This is a genomic window from Enterobacter cloacae complex sp. 382A5, assembly GCF_050031095.1.
Taxonomy (GTDB): Bacteria; Pseudomonadota; Gammaproteobacteria; order Enterobacterales; family Enterobacteriaceae; genus Enterobacter; species Enterobacter cloacae.
Genome location: NZ_JBLGVK010000001.1, coordinates 1591851 through 1615075 on the forward strand (window position 1 = coordinate 1591851; position 23225 = coordinate 1615075).

20 protein-coding genes are annotated in these 23225 nt (G+C 54.8%); 10 read left to right on the top strand and 10 right to left on the bottom strand.

Annotated features, from left to right (window positions below; all coding sequences use genetic code 11):
• The first annotated feature begins 38 nt into the window (after positions 1–38).
• Complete coding sequence (gene pepN / locus ACQG2G_RS07445; protein WP_029882975.1) at positions 39–2651, top strand: aminopeptidase N; 2613 nt, start codon at positions 39–41, stop codon at positions 2649–2651.
• A 51-nt stretch (positions 2652–2702) separates the two neighbouring features.
• On the opposite strand, the gene ssuB is transcribed toward pepN, so the two are convergent.
• From ssuB to ssuE, 5 genes are read right to left on the bottom strand one after another with little or no spacing between them, the layout of a single operon-like run.
• Complete coding sequence (ssuB, locus tag ACQG2G_RS07450) at positions 2703–3473, bottom strand: aliphatic sulfonates ABC transporter ATP-binding protein (protein ID WP_248078477.1); 771 nt, start codon at positions 3471–3473, stop codon at positions 2703–2705.
• Entirely contained in the window at positions 3470–4261 is a 792-nt protein-coding gene (gene ssuC, locus ACQG2G_RS07455; protein WP_040021618.1) for an aliphatic sulfonate ABC transporter permease SsuC, read from the bottom strand. Before ssuC ends, ssuB begins: the two co-directional genes overlap by 4 nt.
• 9 nt (positions 4262–4270) lie before the next feature.
• Complete coding sequence (gene ssuD, locus ACQG2G_RS07460; RefSeq protein WP_013097272.1) at positions 4271–5416, bottom strand: FMNH2-dependent alkanesulfonate monooxygenase; 1146 nt, start codon at positions 5414–5416, stop codon at positions 4271–4273.
• Complete coding sequence (locus ACQG2G_RS07465) at positions 5413–6375, bottom strand: sulfonate ABC transporter substrate-binding protein (RefSeq protein ID WP_023619891.1); 963 nt, start codon at positions 6373–6375, stop codon at positions 5413–5415. Before ACQG2G_RS07465 ends, ssuD begins: the two co-directional genes overlap by 4 nt.
• Positions 6368–6943, bottom strand: coding sequence for an NADPH-dependent FMN reductase (gene ssuE / locus ACQG2G_RS07470; protein WP_038419038.1), 576 nt, complete (start codon positions 6941–6943; stop codon positions 6368–6370). Before ssuE ends, ACQG2G_RS07465 begins: the two co-directional genes overlap by 8 nt.
• Before the next feature lie 249 nt (positions 6944–7192).
• On the opposite strand from ssuE, the gene pyrD reads away from it, so the two are divergent.
• Together pyrD and zapC are read left to right on the top strand one after the other, a co-directional pair.
• Positions 7193–8203 (top strand): quinone-dependent dihydroorotate dehydrogenase, encoded by a 1011-nt coding sequence (gene pyrD / locus ACQG2G_RS07475; protein ID WP_013097269.1) that lies wholly within the window; start codon positions 7193–7195, stop codon positions 8201–8203.
• A 165-nt stretch (positions 8204–8368) separates the two neighbouring features.
• Entirely contained in the window at positions 8369–8911 is a 543-nt protein-coding gene (zapC, locus tag ACQG2G_RS07480) for a cell division protein ZapC (RefSeq protein WP_013097268.1), read from the top strand.
• Here the strand turns inward: zapC and ACQG2G_RS07485 are convergent.
• Positions 8908–10017, bottom strand: coding sequence for a YcbX family protein (locus ACQG2G_RS07485; protein WP_047024002.1), 1110 nt, complete (start codon positions 10015–10017; stop codon positions 8908–8910). The two genes, zapC and ACQG2G_RS07485, sit on opposite strands and share 4 nt — an antisense overlap.
• A gap of 100 nt (positions 10018–10117) precedes the next feature.
• Between ACQG2G_RS07485 and rlmKL the strand changes: the two genes are divergently transcribed.
• From rlmKL to rmf, 6 genes are all read left to right on the top strand, one after another.
• Positions 10118–12226: a bifunctional 23S rRNA (guanine(2069)-N(7))-methyltransferase RlmK/23S rRNA (guanine(2445)-N(2))-methyltransferase RlmL gene (rlmKL, locus tag ACQG2G_RS07490; protein ID WP_038419040.1), complete on the top strand. Its 2109-nt coding sequence runs from the start codon at positions 10118–10120 to the stop codon at positions 12224–12226.
• A gap of 12 nt (positions 12227–12238) precedes the next feature.
• Entirely contained in the window at positions 12239–14146 is a 1908-nt protein-coding gene (locus ACQG2G_RS07495; RefSeq protein ID WP_029883226.1) for an ABC transporter ATP-binding protein, read from the top strand.
• Positions 14147–14159: 13 nt separating this feature from the next.
• Positions 14160–15413, top strand: coding sequence for a membrane integrity-associated transporter subunit PqiA (gene pqiA, locus ACQG2G_RS07500; RefSeq protein ID WP_028027912.1), 1254 nt, complete (start codon positions 14160–14162; stop codon positions 15411–15413).
• Positions 15414–15417: 4 nt separating this feature from the next.
• Complete coding sequence (gene pqiB / locus ACQG2G_RS07505) at positions 15418–17058, top strand: intermembrane transport protein PqiB (RefSeq protein WP_013097263.1); 1641 nt, start codon at positions 15418–15420, stop codon at positions 17056–17058.
• Positions 17055–17621 carry a membrane integrity-associated transporter subunit PqiC gene (pqiC, locus tag ACQG2G_RS07510; RefSeq protein WP_020689691.1) on the top strand — a complete coding sequence of 189 codons (567 nt, stop codon included), beginning with the start codon at positions 17055–17057 and terminating at the stop codon, positions 17619–17621. Before pqiB ends, pqiC begins: the two co-directional genes overlap by 4 nt.
• A 256-nt stretch (positions 17622–17877) precedes the next feature.
• On the top strand, positions 17878–18045 hold the full coding sequence (gene rmf / locus ACQG2G_RS07515; RefSeq protein ID WP_013097261.1) for a ribosome modulation factor: 168 nt from the start codon (positions 17878–17880) through the stop codon (positions 18043–18045).
• A gap of 72 nt (positions 18046–18117) precedes the next feature.
• On the opposite strand, the gene fabA is transcribed toward rmf, so the two are convergent.
• Positions 18118–18636 carry a bifunctional 3-hydroxydecanoyl-ACP dehydratase/trans-2-decenoyl-ACP isomerase gene (gene fabA, locus ACQG2G_RS07520; protein WP_000227926.1) on the bottom strand — a complete coding sequence of 173 codons (519 nt, stop codon included), beginning with the start codon at positions 18634–18636 and terminating at the stop codon, positions 18118–18120.
• Between the two features lie 68 nt (positions 18637–18704).
• Positions 18705–20465, bottom strand: coding sequence for an AAA family ATPase (locus ACQG2G_RS07525; RefSeq protein ID WP_038985584.1), 1761 nt, complete (start codon positions 20463–20465; stop codon positions 18705–18707).
• A 186-nt stretch (positions 20466–20651) separates the two neighbouring features.
• Between ACQG2G_RS07525 and matP the strand changes: the two genes are divergently transcribed.
• Complete coding sequence (gene matP, locus ACQG2G_RS07530; protein ID WP_013097258.1) at positions 20652–21104, top strand: macrodomain Ter protein MatP; 453 nt, start codon at positions 20652–20654, stop codon at positions 21102–21104.
• A gap of 63 nt (positions 21105–21167) precedes the next feature.
• Here matP and ompA read toward each other — a convergent pair whose 3' ends face one another.
• The gene (ompA, locus tag ACQG2G_RS07535) at positions 21168–22223 is read right to left on the bottom strand and encodes a porin OmpA (protein ID WP_028027914.1); all 1056 of its coding nucleotides are present in this window, start codon (positions 22221–22223) and stop codon (positions 21168–21170) included.
• Positions 22224–22577: 354 nt separating this feature from the next.
• A complete protein-coding gene (sulA, locus tag ACQG2G_RS07540; RefSeq protein ID WP_061771556.1) occupies positions 22578–23087 on the bottom strand; it encodes an SOS-induced cell division inhibitor SulA in 510 nt (169 codons plus the stop codon).
• Positions 23088–23225: the final 138 nt, after the last annotated feature.

The following is a 23225-nucleotide window of genomic DNA, read 5'->3' on the forward strand; positions in this document are numbered from 1 at the left end:
TGGAATCGTTATTCGACAAACGATGCATAAGGTTTTCTATGACACAACAGCCACAAGCCAAATACCGCCACGACTATCGTGCGCCGGATTACCTGATTAGCGATATCGATCTGACTTTTGACCTGGATGCCACTAAAACCGTTGTGACGGCGGTAAGCCAGGTGACGCGCCAGAGCGCGACGGCAGTGCCGCTGCGTCTGGATGGTGAAGACCTGACGCTGGTCTCCCTGCATATTAATGATGCAGCCTGGACTGACTATAAAGAAGAAGACAACCAGCTGGTGATCGATAACCTGCCGGAACGCTTTACGCTGCGCATCGTGAATGAAATCAGCCCTGCCGCCAATACGGCGCTGGAAGGGCTCTACCAGTCTGGCGTGGCGCTGTGTACCCAGTGTGAAGCGGAAGGTTTCCGCCACATCACCTGGTATCTTGACCGTCCGGACGTGCTGGCGCGCTTTACCACCAAAATCATCGCGGATAAAACGCTTTATCCTTTCCTGCTCTCTAACGGTAACCGCGTGGGTGAGGGTGAGCTGGAAAACGGCCGTCACTGGGTACAGTGGCAGGATCCGTTCCCGAAACCATGCTACCTGTTTGCGCTGGTGGCGGGTGATTTCGACGTCTTACGCGACACCTTCAAAACCCGTTCTGGCCGAGAAGTGGCGCTGGAACTGTTCGTTGACCGTGGCAACCTCGATCGCGCGCCATGGGCGATGACCTCGCTCATCAACTCCATGAAATGGGACGAAGAGCGTTTTGGTCTGGAATACGATCTCGACATCTATATGATTGTCGCCGTCGACTTCTTCAACATGGGCGCGATGGAGAACAAAGGTCTCAACATCTTTAACTCCAAATACGTGCTGGCCCGTACCGATACCGCCACCGATAAAGACTACCTCGATATCGAGCGCGTTATTGGCCACGAATATTTCCATAACTGGACCGGTAACCGCGTCACCTGCCGCGACTGGTTCCAGCTGAGCCTTAAAGAAGGCCTGACCGTATTCCGTGACCAGGAGTTCAGCTCAGATCTGGGCTCGCGGGCGGTTAACCGCATCAACAACGTGCGCACCATGCGTGGGTTGCAGTTCGCGGAAGATGCCAGTCCGATGGCGCACCCAATTCGTCCGGACAAAGTCATTGAGATGAATAACTTCTACACCCTGACGGTGTATGAAAAAGGGGCGGAAATTATCCGTATGATCCACACCCTGCTGGGCGAGGAGAACTTCCAGAAAGGTATGCAGCTCTATTTCGAGCGTCACGACGGCAGCGCCGCCACCTGCGATGATTTTGTGCAGGCAATGGAAGATGCGTCGAATGTGGATCTCTCTCACTTCCGCCGCTGGTACAGCCAGGCCGGTACGCCGATTGTCACCGTTAAAGACGATTACAATCCGGAGACCGAGCAGTACACCCTGACCATCAGCCAACGCACGCCGCCAACGGCTGAGCAGGAAGAAAAATATCCGCTGCACATCCCGTTCAGCATTGAACTGTATGATAACGAAGGCAAAGTGATCCCGCTGCAGAAGGGCGGCCACCCGGTACACCACGTGCTGAACGTGACCCAGGCAGAGCAGACCTTTATCTTCGATAACGTCTATTTCCAGCCGGTGCCTGCGCTGCTGTGTGAATTCTCTGCACCAGTGAAGCTGGAGTACAAGTGGAGCGATCAGCAGCTGACGTTCCTGATGCGTCACGCGCGCAACGATTTCTCCCGCTGGGATGCCGCGCAAAGTCTGCTCGCGACATACATCAAGCTGAACGTTAATCGTCATCAGCAGGGCCAGCCGCTGTCGCTGCCGGTTCACGTGGCCGACGCGTTCCGTGCGGTTCTGCTGGATGAACAGATTGATCCGGCCCTCGCGGCTGAAATCCTGACGTTGCCGTCCGCGACCGAAATCGCCGAGCTGTTCGAGACCATCGATCCTATTGCCATCGTGGCTGTGCGTGAAGCGCTGACCCGCACGCTGGCGGCCGAACTGGCGGATGAGTTCCTGGCGATCTACAACGCCAACAAGCTGGATGCGTACCGCGTGGAACATGGCGACATTGGTAAACGTTCCCTGCGCAATACCTGTCTGCGCTACCTGGCCTTTGGTGAAACAGACCTGGCGAACACGCTGGTGAGCAAGCAGTATCACGAAGCGGATAATATGACCGACGCGCTCGCCGCCCTGGCGGCAAGCGTGGCAGCCGAGTTACCGTGCCGTGATGCGCTGATGCAAGAGTATGACGACAAGTGGCACCAGGATGGCCTGGTCATGGACAAGTGGTTCATTCTGCAGGCGACCAGTCCGGCAGCCGATGCGCTCAGCAACGTGCGCAGCCTGCTGAAGCATCGCTCCTTTACCATGAGCAACCCGAACCGCGTCCGCTCCCTGATTGGCGCGTTTGCCAGCAGCAACCCGGCTGCGTTCCACGCGGAAGACGGCAGCGGTTATCAGTTCATGGTGGAAATGCTGACCGAGCTGAACAGCCGCAACCCGCAGGTGGCATCACGTCTGATTGAGCCGCTGATCCGCCTGAAACGCTACGATGCGCAGCGCCAGGCGAAGATGCGTGCCGCGCTTGAGCAGCTTAAAGGGCTGGAAAATCTCTCTGGCGATCTGTACGAGAAGATTTCGAAGGCGCTGGCCTGATAGAAAGCTTAACCCTCCCTCTCCCTGTGGGAGAGGGCCGGGGTGAGGGCATCAGGCATTAGCTTTAATCAACGCGCGCTCATTCACACCGCGCCTCATCACTCGCTCCAGCACCTCCGCTTCCAGCTCTGCCAGTCTTGCCGATCCCACACGGCGAGGGCGTGGAATATCTACCGTCAGATCCAGACCAATTTTTCCCTCTTCTATTAACAGCACCCGGTCGGCCATGGCGACGGCTTCGCTCACGTCGTGCGTCACCAGCAGGACCGTAAAACCGTGCTCCTGCCAGAGCGAGGCAATTAAATCCTGCATTTCAATCCGCGTCAGGGCATCAAGTGCCCCGAGCGGCTCATCGAGCAGCAGCAGGCCTGGACGATGTATCAACGCCCGCGCCAGCGCTACGCGCTGTTTTTGCCCGCCAGAGAGTGCAGCAGGCCATTCACCGGCGCGATCCTCCAGCCCGACGGCGGCCAGCGCCTGACGCGCCTCCTCCCGCCAGTGACCTTTCAGGCCCAGCCCGACGTTATCGATCACCGTTTTCCAGGGCAGCAGGCGCGCATCCTGAAACATCATGCGGGTATCATCCTGAATATTGGCCAGCGGCGTTGTCCCTGCCAGAATCTCCCCTCCATTCGGCACTTCCAGTCCGGCTAACAGACGCAGCAGCGTACTCTTGCCGCCGCCGCTGCGGCCGACAACGGCCACAAATTGTCCGGCGGGGATATGCAGATCCAGAGCGTTAAGAATGGTTTTGTCGCCGTAGCGTTTCGTGACGCCGTTAAGTAACAGCGGTGTCCCCTGAGTGAGTCGGGCGGTATTCATGCTTTCGCCTCCTGAGAGAAATAGGCCGGGTTCCAGCGCAGCCAGCTGCGTTCCAGCCACTGGGCGCTGACGTCAGCAAGTTTGCCCAGCAGGGCATAAAGGATAATGGCGACTACCACCACGTCCGTTTGCAGGAATTCGCGGGCGTTCATTGCCAGATAGCCAATGCCGGAGTTGGCTGAAATGGTCTCCGCGACGATCAGCGTCAGCCACATCAGGCCGAGCGCAAAGCGAACGCCAACCATAATGGAGGGCAGGGCGCCCGGCAGCAGCACGTTGATAAACAGGGCAAATCCTGATAATCCGTAGCTGCGTGCCATTTCAACCAGCCCGCGATCGATATTGCGGATCCCATGCCAGGTATTGATGTAAATCGGGAACAGCGTGCCCAGCGCCACGAGGAAAATTTTTGCGCTCTCATCAATACCAAACCACAGAATGACCAGGGGGATCAGCGCCAGATGCGGTACGTTGCGCAGCATCTGAATGGAGGTATCCAGCAACCGTTCCCCCCAGCGGGACAGGCCGCTGATCAACCCCAGCGTCAGGCCGATGCTCCCGCCGATGGAAAACCCAATCACCGCGCGCCAGGAGCTAATGGCCAGGTGCTGCCACAGCTCGCCGCTGGCACTCAGCGACCAGAAGGCTTCGATCACGCCCTCCGGAGAGGGCAGGATACGGCTCGACAGCCAGCCGGTGGAGGAGGCCAGTTGCCAGATAAGGACAATGCCGACAGGTAAAAAACACGGGGCGGCGCGCAACAGCCATTTTTGTGTGGTGAGAGACATAGCCACTCCTTAGCTTTGCGCGACTTTTCGCGGAATAAACTCGTTGGCCACGGCTTCGCCCTGAAGCTGCAGCTGGCGGGGCTGCGGAATGTCCGGGATAGCGACATCCAGATGCGGGAACAGCAGTTCACCCACTTTGTATGCCTCCTCAAGATGCGGATAGCCCGAGAGGATAAAGCTGTCGATACCCAGCTCAGCATATTCATTGATACGCGCCGCCACGGTCGGGCCGTCACCCACCAGCGCAGTACCCGCACCACCACGTACCAGGCCGACACCCGCCCAGAGATTGGGGCTGATCTCCAGATTCTCGCGTTTGCCGTTATGTAACGAAGCCATCCGGTGCTGTCCTACGGAGTCGGTTTTCGCAAACGCCGCCTGCGCTTTGGCGATGGTCTCATCGTCCAGATGCGAGATCAGCCGGTCAGCGGCCTGCCAGGCCTCTTCGTTGGTTTCACGCACAATCACGTGCAGGCGAATGCCAAAGCGCACCTTGCGGCCGTGGGCGGCGGCTTTGGCCTGCACCTGGGCAATTTTCTCTTTCACCAGTTCAGGTGGCTCCCCCCAGGTCAGATAGAGATCGACCTGTTCTGCCGCCAGATCCTGTGCCACATCCGACGATCCGCCGAAGTAGAGCGGTGGACGCGGCTGCTGTACCGGAGGAAAGTAGAGTTTCGCGTCGCGAACATGAATATGCTTGCCATCGAAGGTGACCGTTTCCCCCTCAAGCAGACGTCGCCAGACGCGGGTAAACTCGGCGGAGGCCTCATAGCGTTCCGTATGATCGAGGAACACGCCGTCACCGGCCAGTTCCTGCGGATCGCTGCCGGTGACCAGGTTAAACAGCGCGCGTCCGTTGGAGAGCCTGTCGAGCGTTGCCGCCTGACGTGCGGCAACGGTCGGGGAAACCACGCTCGGACGCAATGCCACCAGGAATTTCAGGCGCTGGGTGACCGGAATCATCGACGCGGCGACCAGCCAGGCGTCTTCGCACGAGCGTCCGGTGGGGATCAGCACGCCGGTGAAACCGATTCGGTCTGCCGCCTGTGCAATCTGCTGCAGATAGCCGTGGTCAACCGGGCGCGACCCCTCTTCGGTACCAAGATAGTGTCCATCACCGTGGGTGGGTAAAAACCAGAAAAGATTCAGACTCATGATTTGGCTCCTTCTTTAGCTGCGGGTTGCCAGATGCGTTCGCGAATGTTCACCTGTTTTGGGACTAAGCGGTTTTGATAAAAGAGGTCGGCAGTCTGTTGTTGCAGGGCTGCAACATGCGCGTCCACCGGGATAATGGTGGTGGGTGGACGGTGGTTGAGGTAGCTCGCGATCACCGCCTCCGGTAAGCCCATGGTTTTCGCCAGCAGGGTGATGCTCTCCGGGCGCTGGCTTTGCGTCAGGGTATCGGCCTCGGTAAAGGTATTCAGGACCTCCTGAACAAAGGCACCGTTTTTCTCTGCATACGGACGGGCTGCAAGGTAGAACGAACCGGTCTGTTTCAGGGTTGTGCCATCTTTCAATACCCGTACGCCGCCCTGAAGTAATGCCGCGGAGTAGTAAGGATCCCAGATAGCCCACGCGTCGACATTGCCTTGCTGGAAGGCGGCGCGTGCATCAGCCGGGGTGAGATAGACGGGCTGAATATCGGTGAACTTTAGCCCGGCCTCCTGCAGAGCGCGGAGTAGCAGGTTGTGCGAGCTGGAACCTTTCTGGAATGCGACTTTGTGACCTTTAAGTTCGGCGACATTTTTAATGGCGCTATTTTCCGGCACCAGAATCACCTCGGCTTTGGGTTTCGGTGGCTCAACGCCAACGTAGACCAGATCGGCCCCGGCCGCCTGCGCAAAGATCGGTGGAATATCGCCAGTACTGCCTAAATCGATGCTTCCAACGTTCAGCGCCTCCAGCATTTGTGGCCCGGCAGGAAACTCCACCCAGGAGAATTTGGTCTGTGGGAAGCGTTTTTCCAGAAGCTGGTGGCTTTTTGCCAGCACCATACTGACGCTGCCTTTCTGGTAACCAATGCGCAAACTGTCAGGTGCCGTCTCTGCTGCATGGGTCAGGGACGAGAGTGTGAGCAGACCAGCCAGGCTGATACGGGTAAGTGTTTTAAACATGTGCGACTCCTTGTGGCTGTCCAAACGCAGGTACCTGAATATCGCGACGGTGCAGGGCATGCCAGAATGTCTCCAGCGCAGTGTCGAGCCGGGTTTGCAGATTCGGGGTGAAATGCGGTTTGTGCTGGTAATCGATAACCTGCGAGTCATCGGCAAAAACGCCGTGCAGGATCTCCTGCGCCTTCAACGCGTTCAGTACCGGCTTCAGGGCGTAATCCACGGCCAGTAAATGCGCAACCGTACCGCCCGTAGCCAGCGGCAACACCACTTTTCCATCGAGTGCACGTTCAGGCAGCAGATCGAGCAAGGTTTTCAGTGCGCCGGAAAATGAGGCTTTATAAATCGGGGTCGCGACGATAAGCCCGTCAGCACTTTTTAGCTGTTCAATCAGGGTTTTCAATGCCGGACTGTCAAAGCGCGCGTAGAGCAGATCCTCAGGTTCAAAGTTGTGCAGATTCCAGTGGCACACTTCCACATCCAGAGCATTAAGCCTTTCGCGGGCATATTCCAGCAGGGCGCTGGAACGAGAAGGGAAACGTGGACTTCCGGCCAGGGTGATGACGCGCATGTGTGCTCCTTATAACTAATTGTTTGCTTTTATCTAACATTCATAACAATTTTCAGGAGTGTGACACTGCGTGGTTATTCCACTAAATGATTTATCCGCAATTAAAATGCGAAAAAGCGCATAAGAAGTGTACGGGGAAGTAAACGTTTGCGTTTTACGCTGATTTTTTTGCCGCAGGTCAATTCCCTTTCCGGGCAGGATCGCACATAATCCCCTCCCGGTTTGCACACCGGGAATCCAGGAGAGTTCATGTACTACCCCTTCGTTCGTAAAGCCCTTTTCCAGCTCGACCCTGAGCGCGCTCATGAATTTACATTCCAGCAATTACGCCGTATTACGGGAACGCCGCTGGCCGCGCTGGTGCGTCAGAACGTGCCGGAAAAACCTGTGCAGTGCATGGGTCTGACCTTTAAAAACCCGCTGGGTCTGGCGGCAGGTCTGGATAAAAATGGCGAGTGCATTGATGCCCTGGGCGCGATGGGCTTTGGTTCCATCGAAATCGGTACCGTAACGCCGCGTCCACAGCCGGGTAATGATAAGCCGCGTTTGTTCCGCCTGGTCGAAGCCGAGGGGCTGATCAACCGCATGGGCTTTAATAACCTCGGCGTGGATCATCTCGTAGAAAACGTTAAAAAAGCCCATTTTGATGGTGTATTAGGCATCAATATTGGCAAAAATAAAGACACGCCGGTTGAACAGGGTAAAGATGACTACCTGATTTGTATGGAAAAAGTCTACGCCTATGCCGGTTATATCGCCGTGAATATTTCATCGCCGAATACCCCGGGGCTACGTTCTCTGCAATATGGTGAAGCGCTGGACGATCTTCTCAGCGCCATTAAAAATAAACAAAATGAGCTGCAGGCGATCCATCATAAATATGTTCCGGTGGCGGTTAAGATCGCACCGGATCTTTCTGCTGAAGAATTGATCCAGGTTGCCGACAGCTTAGTTCGCCATAATATTGATGGTGTGATTGCGACCAATACGACGCTCGATCGATCCCTCGTCCAGGGAATGAAAAACTGTGACGAAGCGGGTGGGTTAAGTGGACGTCCGGTACAATTAAAAAGTACGGAAATTATTCGGGCGCTCTCCGCCGAATTAAAAGGTCGTCTGCCAATAATCGGTGTCGGTGGTATCGATTCGGTGATTGCTGCGCGCGAGAAGATGGCTGCGGGCGCCTCACTGGTGCAAATCTATTCCGGCTTTATTTTTAAAGGCCCGCCGCTCATAAAAGAAATCGTTACTCATATCTAATCTTTTCTCTTAATCAGACAACCAGGGCTTTATTTCCAGCCCTGGTTGTTTTATATTCCGTCACTGTTGCTTATTTAGACATTATAGTCTTTTATTAATGGTGTTATAAACGAAGCGGCGAATGGGACATTTTTAGTACAGGACGTTTGGGTACGGGAGAGACACATGCGAATTAAACCTGACGATAACTGGCGCTGGTATTTTTGTGAAGAGCATGATCGAATGATGCTCGATTTAGCCAATGGCATGTTGTTCCGTTCTCGTTTTGCGCGTCGAATGTTAACCCCGGATGCTTTCTCCCCGTCTGGCTTTTGTGTAGACGATGCTGCGCTTTATTTCTCCTTTGAAGAGAAATGCCGTGACCTGCTGCTCTCAAAAGAACAGCGTGCCGAACTGATATTAAACGCGCTGGTGGCGATTCGTTTCCTGAAACCGCAAATGCCGAAAAGCTGGCATTTTCTGCCGCATGATATGAACTGGACGCCGGCCACGGGCGATGCGGCCAGCGTTAATCTGAGCGATACCGCAGAAGAGGTGAGTTTACTGGTGGTGGAACCTGGCGAAAATGCCGCGCTTTGTCTGCTGGCCCAGCCCGGCGTGACCATTGCCGGGCGGACGATGCAGCTCGGGGATGCCATTAAGGTCATGAATGACAGGCTGAAACCGCAGCTGCGCGTGGATTCATTCAGCCTGGAACAGGCGGTTTAAGCTTCCAGCTGTATCGACGTTTTTGGAATACAGCTGCAGCACAGGATCGTCCCGTCATCACCGATTGCGGATTTCTTCAGCGCACTGACATCGCCCCCGACCAGCTTGATTCGACAGCAACCACAGATACCCGCCCGACAGGAATACGGGATACGGATCCCGGCTTGCTCCAGCTGCTCAAGTATCACCTGCTGATTGTTACCCCGTATAACGCGGCCCTGCCAGTGAATATCCACTGCGGAACTGGCTTGCGTCTCAACGTCTACCGTTTCTTCTTCCTGACCCGCACCGTACACGCGCGCAGGCCCACGGGTGAGAATTTCCACCTCGTCACCCACGCGGATCACTCCGCTTGAGCGCGGAATAAGATTCTGGCCGAAATCCACGTCGCCATTATCCTGCGCGGTACGGAATGATTGCAGGGTTTTCAGCGGTTCGCCGGAAGGATGCTTCAGGCCTTTCTCCGGACTTACGGTGGTGAAAATGCAGCGGCTGCACGGCTTCACGACATCAAAAATGACGCTGCCGATGCGGATCACTTTCCAGGTATCTTCATCCCAGGCTTCCGTACCGGTCACTACCAGATTCGGGCGAAATTGCTCCATCTGCACGCTGGCCTTACAGCGACGCTGCAGGTCACGCAGCGAGGCTTCGCTGGTTAACAGGAACGGGAAACCATCGGCAAACGAGAGGGGAACCGCGTCGTGGCGCTTGACGCGTCGAGTCAGCGCCGGACCCACCCAGCGCAGCTGTACCTCACGGGAGAAGAAGCCGCTCAGCCAGCGGTTAATCTCGTCCGGAGCGATGCGAGCGGTAAAATGATTGCCCCACACTTCCGTTGGCGCATCGACAGGCGCAAAATCAGCAAAGCGAATCACCACGCTTGAGCCATCCGGGGCGGTGAGGTGGAGGCCGTCATGCAGCGGCGAAGGCGTAAAGCGCACCATCTGCGGGAACTGGCGTGCGGTAATGAACGTACCGTCAGGCTCGGTGACCATAAAAATACGATCGAAGGCAAATCCACTGATGTCAGCCAGGGCGTGAGAAACGCCGATACCGCGCATGGATTTCACCGGATGAATAAAAAGCCTGGATAACGTCGCCACTGTGCACAGTCCCTCGAATGAAAATAAGCCTTCAACTTTATGACATACACGTCATATTAGCTATAATGCGCGACAATTTTCTTAGAGTAAAAGTGACGATATGAATTCTCTGTTTGCCAGTACGGCCCGTGGGCTGGAAGAGCTGTTAAAAACTGAACTGGAAGCCCTGGGCGCGCAAGAGTGCCAGGTGGTTCAGGGTGGTGTCCATTTTGAGGGCGACACACGGCTTATTTACCAGAGCCTGATGTGGAGCCGCCTGGCGTCACGCATCATGCTGCCGATGAAAGAGTGCAAGGTCTACAGCGATCTTGATCTCTATACCGGCGTACAGATGATCGACTGGACAGAGATCTTCACGCCAGACGCGACCTTCGCGGTGCATTTTAACGGTGTAAACGATGAGATCCGCAACAGCCAGTACGGCGCGCTGCGTGTGAAAGATGCCATCGTGGACTGCTTTACCCGTAAAAACAAAGAACGACCAAACGTCGATCGTGAAAACCCGGATCTGCGCATTAACGTCTGGCTCAATGGCGATACCGCCAGCATCTCTCTGGATCTGAGCGGGGCAGGTCTGCATCTGCGTGGCTACCGCGATCGCACCGGTATGGCGCCCATCAAAGAAACGCTGGCTGCCGCCATCGTGATGCGCTCCGGTTGGCTGCCGGGCACGCCGCTGCTCGACCCAATGTGTGGTTCCGGTACGCTGCTGATTGAAGCCGCGATGCTGGCCACCGACCGCGCTCCCGGCCTGCATCGTGGCCACTGGGGCTTTAGCGGCTGGGCGCAGCACGATGAAACACTCTGGAAAGAGGTCAAAGCCGAAGCGCAGGCCCGTGCGCGTAAAGGCCTGGCGGAGTATACCTCGCATTTCTATGGATCTGACAGCGACCCGCGCGTCATTGAACGCGCGCGCAGCAATGCCCGTCGCGCGGGTATCGGTGAGCTGGTGACCTTTGAAGTGAAAGATGTCGCGAACCTGACCAACCCGCTGCCGAAAGGCCCGTATGGTACTGTTATTAGCAACCCGCCATACGGCGAGCGTCTGGATAGCGAGCCGGCGTTGATTGCCCTGCACAGCCTGCTGGGCCGCAATATGAAAGACTACTTTGGCGGCTGGAATCTCTCCCTGTTTAGCGCTTCACCAGAACTGCTGAGCTGTCTGCAGCTGCGTGCCGATCGCCAGTTTAAGGCGAAGAACGGCCCGCTGGACTGTGTGCAGAAAAACTACCATCTGGCGGAGAAAGCGGCGGACAGCAAACCGTCGGGCGTGGCGGAAGATTACGCTAACCGTCTGCGCAAGAACCTGAAGAAATTTGAAAAATGGGCCAAACAGGAAGGCATTGAATGCTATCGCCTGTATGACGCCGATCTGCCGGAGTACAACGTGGCGGTTGACCGCTATGCAGACTGGGTGGTGATTCAGGAATATGCTCCACCAAAAACCATTGATGCGCAAAAAGCGCGCCAGCGCATGCTGGACGTGATCGCAGCGACGATTGCCGTGCTTGGCATTGCGCCAAACAAACTGGTGCTAAAAACCCGCGAGCGTCAGAAAGGGAAAAACCAGTATCAGAAGATGGGTGAGAAGGGCGACTTTATTGAAGTGGGTGAATACAACGCTCGCCTGTGGGTTAACCTGACGGATTACCTCGATACCGGGCTGTTCCTCGACCACCGCATTGCCCGTCGTATGCTGGGCCAGATGAGCAAAGGTAAGGACTTCCTTAACCTGTTTTCCTACACCGGTAGCGCCAGCGTGCATGCGGGCCTGGGCGGCGCGCGCAGCACCACTACGGTGGATATGTCGCGCACCTATCTGGAGTGGGCGGAGCGCAACCTGCGTCTCAATGGCCTGACCGGACGCCAGCATCGTCTGATGCAGGCCGATGTCCTGGGCTGGCTGCGTGACACCGATGAACAGTTCGATCTGATCTTCATCGATCCGCCAACGTTCTCCAACTCCAAGCGTATGGAGGATAGCTTTGATGTACAACGCGATCACCTGCGCCTGATGACCGACCTGAAGCGCCTCCTGCGTAAAGGCGGCACGATTATGTTCTCGAATAACAAACGCGGTTTCCGCATGGATCACGACGGCCTGGCCGCTCTGGGACTGAAAGCACAAGAAATCAGCCAAAAAACGCTGTCTCAGGACTTTGCCCGTAATCGTCAGATCCATAACTGCTGGCTTATCACCGCGGCCTGAAAGGAAAAATAAATGTCTTTAATTAGTATGCACGGTGCGTGGCTCTCCTTCAGCGACTCACCGCTTCTCGACAATGCTGAACTGCACATCGAAGACAACGAACGCGTCTGTCTGGTGGGCCGTAACGGCGCGGGTAAATCCACGCTGATGAAAATCCTCAACCGCGAGCAGGGTCTGGATGACGGGCGTATTGTTTACGAGCAGGATCTGATTGTCTCCCGTCTGCAGCAGGATCCGCCGCGTCATGTCACCGGCAGCGTGTACGATTTCGTGGCGGAAGGGATTTCGGAGCAGGCTGAATACCTGAAGCGCTATCACGAGATTTCTCATCTGGTGATGACCGACCCGAGCGACAAAAATCTTAACGAACTGGCGAAAGTCCAGGAGATGCTCGATCACCACGGCCTGTGGCAGCTGGAGAACCGTATTAACGAGGTGCTGGCTCAGCTGGGCCTGGAGCCGGATATGCAGCTGTCTGCGCTATCTGGCGGCTGGTTGCGTAAGGCGGCACTGGGCCGCGCGCTGGTCAGCGGGCCGAAGGTGCTGCTGCTGGATGAACCAACCAACCACCTGGACATTGAAGCGATCGACTGGCTTGAAGGGTTCCTGAAAACTTTCAGCGGTACCATTATCTTCATCTCCCACGACCGTTCCTTCATTCGCAATATGGCGACGCGCATTGTCGATCTCGATCGTGGCAAGCTGGTCACCTATCCCGGCGATTACGATACTTATCTGCTGGAAAAAGAAGAAAACCTGCGCGTGGAAGAGCTGCAAAACGCCGAATTCGACCGCAAACTGGCGCAGGAAGAGGTGTGGATCCGTCAGGGTATCAAAGCCCGCCGTACCCGCAACGAAGGCCGCGTTCGTGCCCTGAAAGCGATGCGTCGTGAACGCAGCGAACGTCGCGAAGTGATGGGCAGCGCCAAAATGCAGGTAGAAGAGGCCTCCCGTTCCGGGAAGATCGTCTTCGAGATGGAAAACGTTAACTACCAGGTTGACGGGAAAGTGCTGGTGAAAGACTTCTCCGCCCAGGTTCAGCGCGGGGATAAAATCGCCCTGATTGGCCCCAATGGCTGCGGTAAAACCACGCTGCTGAAGCTGATGCTGGGCCAGTTGCAGGCGGATAGTGGCCGAATTCACTGCGGCACCAAACTGGAAGTGGCCTATTTTGACCAGCACCGTGCAGAGCTGGATCCGGACAGAACGGTGATGGATAACCTTGCCGAAGGTAAGCAAGAGGTCATGGTAAACGGTAAGCCGCGCCATGTGCTGGGCTATCTCCAGGACTTCCTGTTCCACCCTAAACGGGCGATGACCCCGGTGCGTGCGCTGTCTGGCGGTGAGCGAAACCGTCTTCTGCTGGCGCGGTTATTCCTGAAACCAAGCAACCTGCTGATTCTCGATGAACCAACCAACGACCTGGATGTCGAAACGCTCGAACTGCTGGAAGAGCTGATCGATGGTTATCAGGGCACCGTGATGCTGGTGAGCCACGACCGTCAGTTCGTTGACAACACCGTGACCGAATGCTGGATCTTCGAAGGCGAAGGGCGGATTGGTCAATATGTGGGTGGCTACCACGACGCGAAAGGGCAGCAGGCACAGTCGCTGGCGCAAAAACAGGCGAAGTCTAAAACAACGACTGAACCTGTTGTAACAAAAGCAGAAACTGTCAAGAAAACCTCGGCTAAACTAAGCTATAACCTGCAGCGCGAACTGGAGGGTTTGCCTCAGCGTCTTGAGGAGCTGGAGGCCGCGCTGGAGGCGCTGCAAGCGCAGGTTGCCGATGCATCCTTCTTCACCCAATCGCACGACTATACTCAAAAAGTCCTGGCCGAATTGTCCGCAGCTGAAAAAGCTCTGGAAGAAGCATTTGAGCGCTGGGAGTACCTTGAGTCTCTGAAAAACGGCGCATAAACAGGGATAACATATGTGTGACCAGCACCATGCCGACAGGCATATATTATGCTCGCAATGCGATATGCTCGTGGCGTTGCCAGAGCTTGGTCACGGACATAAGGCCCTGTGCCCGCGTTGCGGCACAACGTTGACAACCGAATGGGACGCGCCAAGACAGCGTCCCACGGCGTATGCGCTGGCCGCGTTGTTCATGTTGCTGCTCTCTAATCTCTTCCCCTTCATCTATATGAAGGTGGGAGGGATGACAAGCCAGGTTGATCTGCTTGAAATTCCGGGGGTGATGTTCTCGGAAGATTACGCCAGCCTCGGCACCTTCTTCCTTCTGTTTGTGCAGATCGTTCCGGCTTTTTGTCTGGTTGTCATCCTTTTGCTGGTCAACCGCGTAAAAATGCCCGCAGCCCTGAAAATCAAACTGGCGCGAGTCCTGTTTCAGCTTAAAAGCTGGGGGATGGCCGAGATTTTTCTGGCGGGTATTCTGGTCAGCTTCGTAAAGCTGATGGCCTACGGTGACGTGGGGATTGGCAGCAGCTTTATCCCGTGGTGTCTCTATTGTGTGCTGCAGCTGCGCGCATTCCAGTGCGTTGACCGGCGTTGGGCATGGGATGATATCGCTCCGGCTCCCACACTTGCCCAGACGGTGAAGGTTGGCGTGCCGGGGATCCGCCAGGGACTGCGCTCTTGCTCCTGCTGTACTGCCGTGCTGCCCGCGGATCTGGACGTCTGCCCACGCTGTGAAACCAAAGGCCATGTGCGACGCAAAAATAGCCTGCAGTGGACCATGGCGCTGCTGGTGACCTCTGTGATGCTGTATCTTCCCGCGAATATTCTGCCGATCATGATCACCGATTTGCTCGGTGACAAAATGCCCTCGACGATCCTCGCCGGGGTGATATTGCTGTGGGGCGAGGGATCTTATCCGGTGGCTGGGGTGATTTTTATCGCCAGTATTATGGTGCCTACCTTAAAAATGATCGCGATTGCCTGGCTCTGCTGGGATGCGAAAGGGCACGGCAAACGCGATAGCGAACGCATGCACCTCATTTATGAAGTTGTCGAGTTTGTTGGACGCTGGTCAATGATTGACGTGTTTGTCATTGCCGTTCTCTCTGCACTGGTGCGGATGGGCGGTTTGATGAGTATTTATCCTGCGATGGGGGCTTTAATGTTTGCGCTGGTCGTGATTATGACCATGTTTGCGGCCATGACCTTCGACCCTCGTTTATCGTGGGATCGTGAGCCTGAATCAAGCCATGAGGAAGAGTAAGAGCATGGAAAATAAGAGTGGAGAGGCGAAAGTGCAGAAGGTCAAAAACTGGTCACCGGTGTGGATTTTTCCCATCGTGACGGCGCTGATCGGTGCATGGATCCTGTTTTATCATTACAGCCATCAGGGACCGGAAGTGACGCTCATCACCACCAATGCCGAGGGGATTGAGGGCGGTAAAACGACCATCAAAAGCCGCAGCGTGGATGTAGGGGTGGTTGAAAGCGCCACCCTGACGGATGATTTAACGCATGTAGAAATTAAAGCGCGGTTAAATGCCGGGATGGAAAAGCTGCTTCACGGTGACTCCGTTTTTTGGGTGGTTAAACCGCAGGTCGGACGGGAAGGGATCAGTGGTTTAGGCACGCTGCTCTCGGGCGCGTATATTGAGCTACAGCCGGGGGCAAAAGGGGCGCAGCCAGCCCAGTATCAGCTTTTAGACTCTCCACCGCTTGCGCCGCCTGATGCAAAAGGGATCCGCGTGATTCTCGACAGTAAAAAAGCGGGCCAGCTCTCACCTGGCGACCCGGTGTTGTTCCGCGGCTATCGTGTTGGCTCAGTCGAGACCAGTACCTTTGATCCGCAAAAAAGGACCATCAGCTATCAGCTGTTCATCAATGCGCCAAACGATCGTCTGGTGACCAGCAACGTACGCTTCTGGAAAGACAGCGGGATCGCGGTCGATCTCACCTCAGCAGGTATGCGCGTTGAAATGGGGTCGCTGACCACCCTGTTTGGCGGCGGCGTCAGCTTTGACGTGCCGGAAGGACTGGATCTGGGGCAGCCGGTGGCCGAGAAAACGGCCTTCAGGCTCTTTGACGATCAAAGAAGCATTCAGGACGCGCTCTATACCGATCATATTGATTACCTGATGTTCTTTAAAGATTCCGTCCGCGGCCTGCAGCCAGGGGCGCCCGTTGAGTTCCGCGGTATTCGTCTGGGTACGGTCGGACAGGTGCCGTTCTTTGTGCCGGGACTTCAGCAGGTACTTGATGATGACTATCGTATTCCGGTGCTGATCCGCATTGAGCCAGAGCGTCTGGTTAACCAGATTGGCGAGAATCAGGATATCGGCGCGCATATTACCGATTTAATGAACCGTGGCCTGCGCGGCTCGCTGAAGACTGGCAACCTGGTGACTGGTGCGCTGTATGTGGATATGGATTTCTATCCAAAAGCTCCGCCGATTACTGGTATCCGTGAATTTGGCGGCTACAAGATCATTCCAACGGTGAGCAGCGGTCTGGCTCAAATCCAGCAGCGTCTGATGGAAACACTGGATAAGATCAACAATCTGCCACTGAATCCGATGATTGAAGCGGCGACAGGCTCGTTGCATCAGAGCCAGGAGACGATGCAGCGTCTGCAAACCACGCTGGATAACATCAATAAGCTCACGGCAAGCCAGAGCATGCAGCAGTTGCCGCAGGATATGCAGAAAACGCTGCGTGAACTGAACCGTAGCATGCAGGGCTTCCAGCCTGGTTCAGCGGCCTACAACAAGATGGTGGCAGATATGCAGCGTCTTGATCAGGTCTTGCGTGAACTGCAGCCCGTACTGAAAACGCTCAATGAGAAGAGCAACGCGCTGGTGTTTGAAGCAAAAGATAAAAAGGATCCTGAGCCGAAGAGGGCGAAACAATGAAAAAATGGCTAGCGATTGTAGGTGCGATGGTGCTCACGGCCTGTAGCTCAGGGAGTGAAACGAAAAGCTACTATCAGCTGCCGCTGATGGCGCAGGCGGGTACGCAGAGCACCGCCTCGCAGGGCAACCGTCTGCTGTGGGTTGAGCAAGTGGCTGTGCCAGATTATCTGGCCGGCAACGGGGTGGTTTACCAGACCAGCGATGTGCAGTATGTGATTGCGAATAATAACCTGTGGGCCAGCCCGCTGGATCAACAGTTACGCAATACGCTGGTGGCGAATCTCAGCAGCCAGCTTCCGGGCTGGGTTGTCGCCTCCCAGCCTCTTGGAAGCGACCAGGACACGCTGAACGTGACGGTAACGGGCTTCCATGGTCGTTATGACGGTGCCGTTGTCATCAGCGGAGAATGGCTGCTTAACCATCAGGGACAGCTGATTAAGCGTCCGTTCCATCTGGAGCTCAAGCAGCAAAAAGATGGCTATGATGAAATGGTGAAAGTGCTTGCCCAGGGGTGGGCACAGGAATCGGCCAACATCGCGAGAGAAATCTCCCGGCTGCCATAAGTAAAATTCATCATAAAAAACCGCAATCGGTCTGCCACTGATTGCGGTTTTTTTTTCGTTTTCACGTCAGACCGTTACTTGTCCCGGGTCACAATTTTTGTACAAATGATCTTCTGGCTAGCTCACAAATATGACATCCGTATGAATTTTGAACGTTGACGCTACGACTAATTCGGGGTATTCGTTATCTGTGCCTGCACGCATTGTGCAGTCACTGTTTTCTTTCCACCAGACAAAAGAATGAGGGAAACGAGGCATGAAGAGACAGAAACGAGATCGCCTGGAACGGGCTCATCAACGTGGTTATCAGGCCGGCATCGCTGGACGATCTAAAGAAATGTGTCCTTATCAGACGATTAATCAAAGGTCACAATGGCTGGGAGGCTGGCGAGAAGCCATCGGCGACAGGGCACTCATAGCCTGATAACGTCTCTTTAAAAACAGAAACCTCCGCAATGCGGAGGTTTCGCCTTTCTGAAGCCGCGTATAGCAGCGTTTAGAAAGCAGATGTATCCTGGAACAGGCCCACTTTCAGGTCGTTCGCGGTATAGATTAAACGGCCATCTACCAGCACTTCGCCATCCGCCAGGCCCATAATCAGGCGGCGGTTAACAATGCGTTTGAAGTGAATACGATAGGTCACTTTCTTCGCAGTTGGCAGAACCTGACCCGTGAATTTCACTTCACCCACGCCCAGCGCACGGCCTTTACCTTCGCCGCCCAGCCAGCCCAGGTAGAAGCCAACCAGCTGCCACATCGCATCCAGGCCCAGGCAGCCAGGCATTACCGGATCGCCAATAAAGTGGCAACCGAAGAACCACAGGTCCGGATTGATATCGAGTTCTGCTTCTACGTAACCCTTATCGAAGTTGCCGCCGGTTTCGGTCATTTTCACGACACGGTCCATCATCAGCATGTTCGGGGCCGGTAACTGTGGGCCTTTCGCGCCAAACAGTTCACCGCGACCAGAGGCAAGAAGATCTTCTTTTGTATAGGATTCGCGTTTATCTACCATGTTCTCAGTAAGCCTTATTTTAGTGAAGGACGCAGGATAGCTAACACGTGTACGCTGAACAAGTCCGATCAGTTTGAACTAAACCAACCTAACCAGCGTAACGGCCACGGATAACGATGACGAGCATCTTGCTGGGTCGCCTGAGCAATGCGCTCCTGGATGGTCTGCATCAGGGTCGTTTGTCCCTCGCCGTCCCATACCAGGTTTGTCAGTAAGGGTAGTGCATCCTCGACGCCTTCGATGGCCCAGAGGGAGAATTGTCCCTGCTCTACCGCATCCAGCAGTGCCTGGCTGAGGCTTAAATGGCGTGCGTTGGGTGCTGGAATAATCACACCCTGTTTGCCGTTTAACCCGCGTTGCTGACAAATAGAGAAGAAGCCCTCAATCTTTTCATTCAGGCCCCCCACTGGCTGGGCACGACCAAATTGATCGACCGAACCGGTAATGGCGATGTTCTGATTGATCGGGACTTCCGCCAGGGCGCTGATTAAGGCACACAGCTCGGCCATAGAGGCGCTATCACCATCCACTTCGCTGTAGGATTGCTCAAACGTCAGCGAGGCAGAGAAGGGGATTTGTTGCTCAAGCTGCAGCTCTGACATCAGGAACGCCTGCATGATCATCATGCCTTTGGCGTGGATGTTTCCACCCAGCTCGGCTTTCCGTTCGATGTCGGTAAACTCGCCATCGCCAATATGGACGACGCAGCTGATGCGTGAAGGCTCGCCAAACGCACGCGGATGCCCGGGAAATTCAATCACCGACAGGGCATTGATCTGTCCGATGCGCTCGCCTTCGGTCTCGACCAGAATTTGCTCCAGCAGAATTTCATCCTGCATACGATCGGCCAGATAGCCTTCCCGCCACTCTCTTTGGGCCAGCATCTGGGAAAGTTGCTCACCGGTAAATGCGCCATTCCCACTGATCGCACCCACTTCACGCAGCTGTTTGCTGATCCAGAGCGGACACAGCGGCAGCGTCTCCTGGTCACCGGTATAGCGAACCGCTTCGCGGATAAGTCCCGGCCAGGCGTCAGCCGCAGGCGTCGGCAGGGCAAAGCGGGCAGCAACGGCCATCACCCACTGACACCACTGCGCCATGTCATCGGCATCAGCAATCTGAATATTGTCTTCGTACTCGCTGTACACCGCCTGTGCAGCCAGCTCCGGCTCCATTTCCTGGAAATCAGCCAGCGATTCACGGTCACCCGTCAGCACCACGGTCAACGACAGCGGCATGGAAGGGACAGAGACCGGCAGAGGACGAGACTCGTCATAGCCCACCCAGTCAAATCGTTGCTGGCTCACAATCGTTTTCAGGCGCATCCATAACAGCGGCTGGGAGAGCAGGGTACGCAGGGAAATGATCAGTACGCCGCCATTGGCGCGATGCACCAGGCCCGGTTGCAGCGATAACTCACCGTTGAACTGGCGAAGGCAACCAAAGAGTTGTTCGGCCTCGGCCCAGTTAGCGGATACCACTTCGCCCTTTACCGCAAAACGGCCATCAGCCTGTTCTGCGGGTTCGAAAGAGACATCATGTCCTGAAATACGATACTGGCCGCCGTAAATAGCATTGGCTTCCGGCTGCAACTGGCGCATGGCATCACCCAGAAGCGTTAAATACTCGGCTTCTTCCGGGGCTTTGAGCAGCATGAAGGGAGATGTCGCCCACGGGCTTAACACCTGCTCCAGTGCGTAATGCAAACGCGGTTGTGTATCGCTAAGTATGAATTCGTGTTCTTGTGCGAGGTCTGGCTGTGCAAACAATTCCTGATAGCTTTCGGTATCCGGAACAAGGTCACGCCATGCAAGTTTCGTAATGGTCAAAGTTGATGTTTTTTAGTCAGATGTAAAACCGTGGAGTATACCGTAAGCGGGGGGCTCTTCCCAAGCAGGATTGGGGTTTTCGGGAAGCGAATCGCCTGCAATGCTTCACAGGATATGATTTCTTTTCAGCAGATTGCTAAAAAACTGATATTCTGAACAGAGTTACGTGGTAACACTGAGATCGCAATGAAATATCAACAACTGGAAAATCTCGAAAGCGGCTGGAAATGGAAGTACCTGGTCAAAAAGCACCGAGAAGGGGAGCTGATTACCTGCTACATCGAAGCCAGCGCCGCACAAGAGGCCGTGGATATTTTGCTGACCCTCGAAAATGAACCGGTACAGGTGAATGGCTGGATTGAGAAACATATCAATCCGGCACTGTTGAACCGGATGAAGCAAACTATCCGCGCACGACGCAAACGGCATTTTAATGCTGAGCATCAGCACACCCGTAAAAAATCCATCGACCTGGAATTCATGGTCTGGCAGCGTCTTGCAGGGCTTGCGCAACGGCGGGGAAAAACGTTGTCAGAAACGGTGGTGCAGTTGATTGAAGATGCCGAGCATAAAGAAAAATACGCCAACCAGATGTCTACGCTGAAGAACGATCTTCAGGCGCTGCTGGGTAAAAAATAACTTTTGAGTTTCTTCAGATAATAAAAAACCCCGCATCGCGGGGTTTTTTTATAAGACGATAACTTAAGCCGCTGGCTGAGTTACAACGTCTTTAACGCCTTTAACTTCGATCTCTACGCGACGATCTGGTGCCAGGCAGTCGATCAGAGCAGCGCGAGCTTTAACGTTGTCACAGGTGTTGCCAGTAACTGGGTTAGATTCGCCCATACCACGTGGGGAGATCTTGTTAGCTGGGATACCTTTAGAGATCAGGTAATCAACAACAGACTGAGCACGTTTCTCAGACAGTTTCTGGTTGTAAGCGTCAGAACCGATACGGTCGGTGAAGCCCAGAACCACTACAGAACCGTCTTTAGGATCCAGGTTGCTCAGCTGGGTGTACAGCTGATCCAGTGCCTGCTGACCTTCTGGTTTCAGGGTCGCTTTGTTGAAGTTGAACAGAACGTCAGACTTCAGAGTGAAGTGCTTGGTCTGTACTTCTGGAGCTGGAGCCGGCGCTGGAGCAACAACTGGTGCTGCATCTTCCTGCTGGCCGAAACGGTAGGAAACACCTACGCTCAGCATGCCGTTGTCTGGACGAACACCAACGGTAGCACCGTCACCGATGTTGTTAACCCACTGGTATTCCAGACGGGTAGCGATGTCACGGGTCATAGCCCACTCAACGCCACCAGCGAATACTGGGGAAACACCAGTGTCGTGGTCGTCACCAGCGATGCTGTTGCTGGAGTCAGCGCGCCATACCATGCCGCCCAGACGGGTGTACACGTCCAGATCGTCAGTTACTGGGTAACCCAGTTTAGCGGTCAGCTGAACGCCCTGAGCTTTGAAAGCGCCGTTTACGGTGTCGCCTTTGTATGGCATACGACCTAACCAGTCGTAACCCATTTCAAAGCCAACATACGGGTTAACCTGATAGCCACCGAACGCACCTGCACCAAGCTGGCTCTCGTGAGTAGGGCCATCATTGTTCAGGCTGCTGTTGTACCAGCCGGTGTCGTGGAACTGAGACCAGCCCAGTTTACCACCTGCATACCAGGTATTATCTTTCGGAGCGGCCTGCGCTACGGTAGCGAAGCCAGCCAGTGCCACTGCAATCGCGATAGCTGTCTTTTTCATTTTTTGCGCCTCGTTATCATCCAAAATTCGCCATGAAAATCTCAATCGAGAATCACGGTTAAATCCTTCACCGGGGGGCGTGGTCAAATATAAATCTACCGATATCTTCGGCTTAGGCCGAGCACCCCTGGCGATGTAAAGTCTACAACGTAGCTGAAAACTTACAAGTGTGAAGTCCGTCAGGCATATGAAAAAAAAAGTTCCGTATACCGATTATTTAACAATTTCTGAACGAAATTTGTGCAATAAAATTAAGAAGAACCGCACCAGACAAGCCTTGCCGCCGTTTTGGACGATGGAACTAAAAGCGCATCTTAAGGTCGAAAAAAATTCCAGGAAAACTCTTAAATTTGCTCAGTGATACAAATTTGAGTGAATTTTTAGCCCTGAAAGTTGTCCTCTGCGGTAAGAATCCTGGCGAACCGGGCGCATGATAAAGCCGATCGCATTGCCTTCTTCTGCCGCTTCGGTGAGGCGAAAACGTTCCTGCTCTGTCAATTCGTCTGATAACCATCCAATCACCACGCTGTAATTCCCTGTACGTAATGCCCGGATCATCGACTCAACCGTATCGCAAGGAGAGAGTTGGTTAATTTGCATGACCTTCGTCAGCGGCAGGCCTGCAGACTGAACCCATTCCCGGCTCAGTTTCTGCTGCGGCGTCAGCCAGAGCTGCCAGCGCGATTGCTGACCAAGCTGCTGCAAGAGCGGCAGTAACAGAAGTTGGGTCAACAGGGGCTGGTCTTCACGATAAACCACTTCACTGATAAGCCCTGTCGAAACACGCCCGACGGCGTTCTGTGCGACATCGCCAGCGGTAGAAGAGAAAGATGTTGAGCGATTTGCATAGCCTGAAGTGTACATAATCATTCCAGCCCTGTAGTTACTGTATGAATATACAGTAACCCCTGTATGCATAAAGATCAACCTCAATTTCGGAAAGCGACTCGCAAAATTCATTCATTCCTGGCGAACCTGAAAAAATCATCTTGCTCATCGGCA

What these genes read in the sequence shown, in the direction of transcription:
- rlmKL (WP_038419040.1), top strand. Translation starts at nt 10,118, where the DNA reads ATGAATTCTCTGTTTGCCAGTACGGCCCGTGGGCTGGAAGAGCTGTTA.
- pqiB (WP_013097263.1), top strand. Translation starts at nt 15,418, where the DNA reads ATGGAAAATAAGAGTGGAGAGGCGAAAGTGCAGAAGGTCAAAAACTGG.
- ssuB (WP_248078477.1), bottom strand. Translation starts at nt 3,473, where the DNA reads ATGAATACCGCCCGACTCACTCAGGGGACACCGCTGTTACTTAACGGC.
- rmf (WP_013097261.1), top strand. Translation starts at nt 17,878, where the DNA reads ATGAAGAGACAGAAACGAGATCGCCTGGAACGGGCTCATCAACGTGGT.
- pepN (WP_029882975.1), top strand. Translation starts at nt 39, where the DNA reads ATGACACAACAGCCACAAGCCAAATACCGCCACGACTATCGTGCGCCG.
- pqiC (WP_020689691.1), top strand. Translation starts at nt 17,055, where the DNA reads ATGAAAAAATGGCTAGCGATTGTAGGTGCGATGGTGCTCACGGCCTGT.
- ACQG2G_RS07465 (WP_023619891.1), bottom strand. Translation starts at nt 6,375, where the DNA reads ATGTTTAAAACACTTACCCGTATCAGCCTGGCTGGTCTGCTCACACTC.
- sulA (WP_061771556.1), bottom strand. Translation starts at nt 23,087, where the DNA reads ATGTACACTTCAGGCTATGCAAATCGCTCAACATCTTTCTCTTCTACC.
- pqiA (WP_028027912.1), top strand. Translation starts at nt 14,160, where the DNA reads ATGTGTGACCAGCACCATGCCGACAGGCATATATTATGCTCGCAATGC.
- matP (WP_013097258.1), top strand. Translation starts at nt 20,652, where the DNA reads ATGAAATATCAACAACTGGAAAATCTCGAAAGCGGCTGGAAATGGAAG.
- ssuE (WP_038419038.1), bottom strand. Translation starts at nt 6,943, where the DNA reads ATGCGCGTCATCACCCTGGCCGGAAGTCCACGTTTCCCTTCTCGTTCC.
- ompA (WP_028027914.1), bottom strand. Translation starts at nt 22,223, where the DNA reads ATGAAAAAGACAGCTATCGCGATTGCAGTGGCACTGGCTGGCTTCGCT.
- fabA (WP_000227926.1), bottom strand. Translation starts at nt 18,636, where the DNA reads ATGGTAGATAAACGCGAATCCTATACAAAAGAAGATCTTCTTGCCTCT.
- ACQG2G_RS07495 (WP_029883226.1), top strand. Translation starts at nt 12,239, where the DNA reads ATGTCTTTAATTAGTATGCACGGTGCGTGGCTCTCCTTCAGCGACTCA.
- zapC (WP_013097268.1), top strand. Translation starts at nt 8,369, where the DNA reads ATGCGAATTAAACCTGACGATAACTGGCGCTGGTATTTTTGTGAAGAG.
- ssuD (WP_013097272.1), bottom strand. Translation starts at nt 5,416, where the DNA reads ATGAGTCTGAATCTTTTCTGGTTTTTACCCACCCACGGTGATGGACAC.
- ssuC (WP_040021618.1), bottom strand. Translation starts at nt 4,261, where the DNA reads ATGTCTCTCACCACACAAAAATGGCTGTTGCGCGCCGCCCCGTGTTTT.
- pyrD (WP_013097269.1), top strand. Translation starts at nt 7,193, where the DNA reads ATGTACTACCCCTTCGTTCGTAAAGCCCTTTTCCAGCTCGACCCTGAG.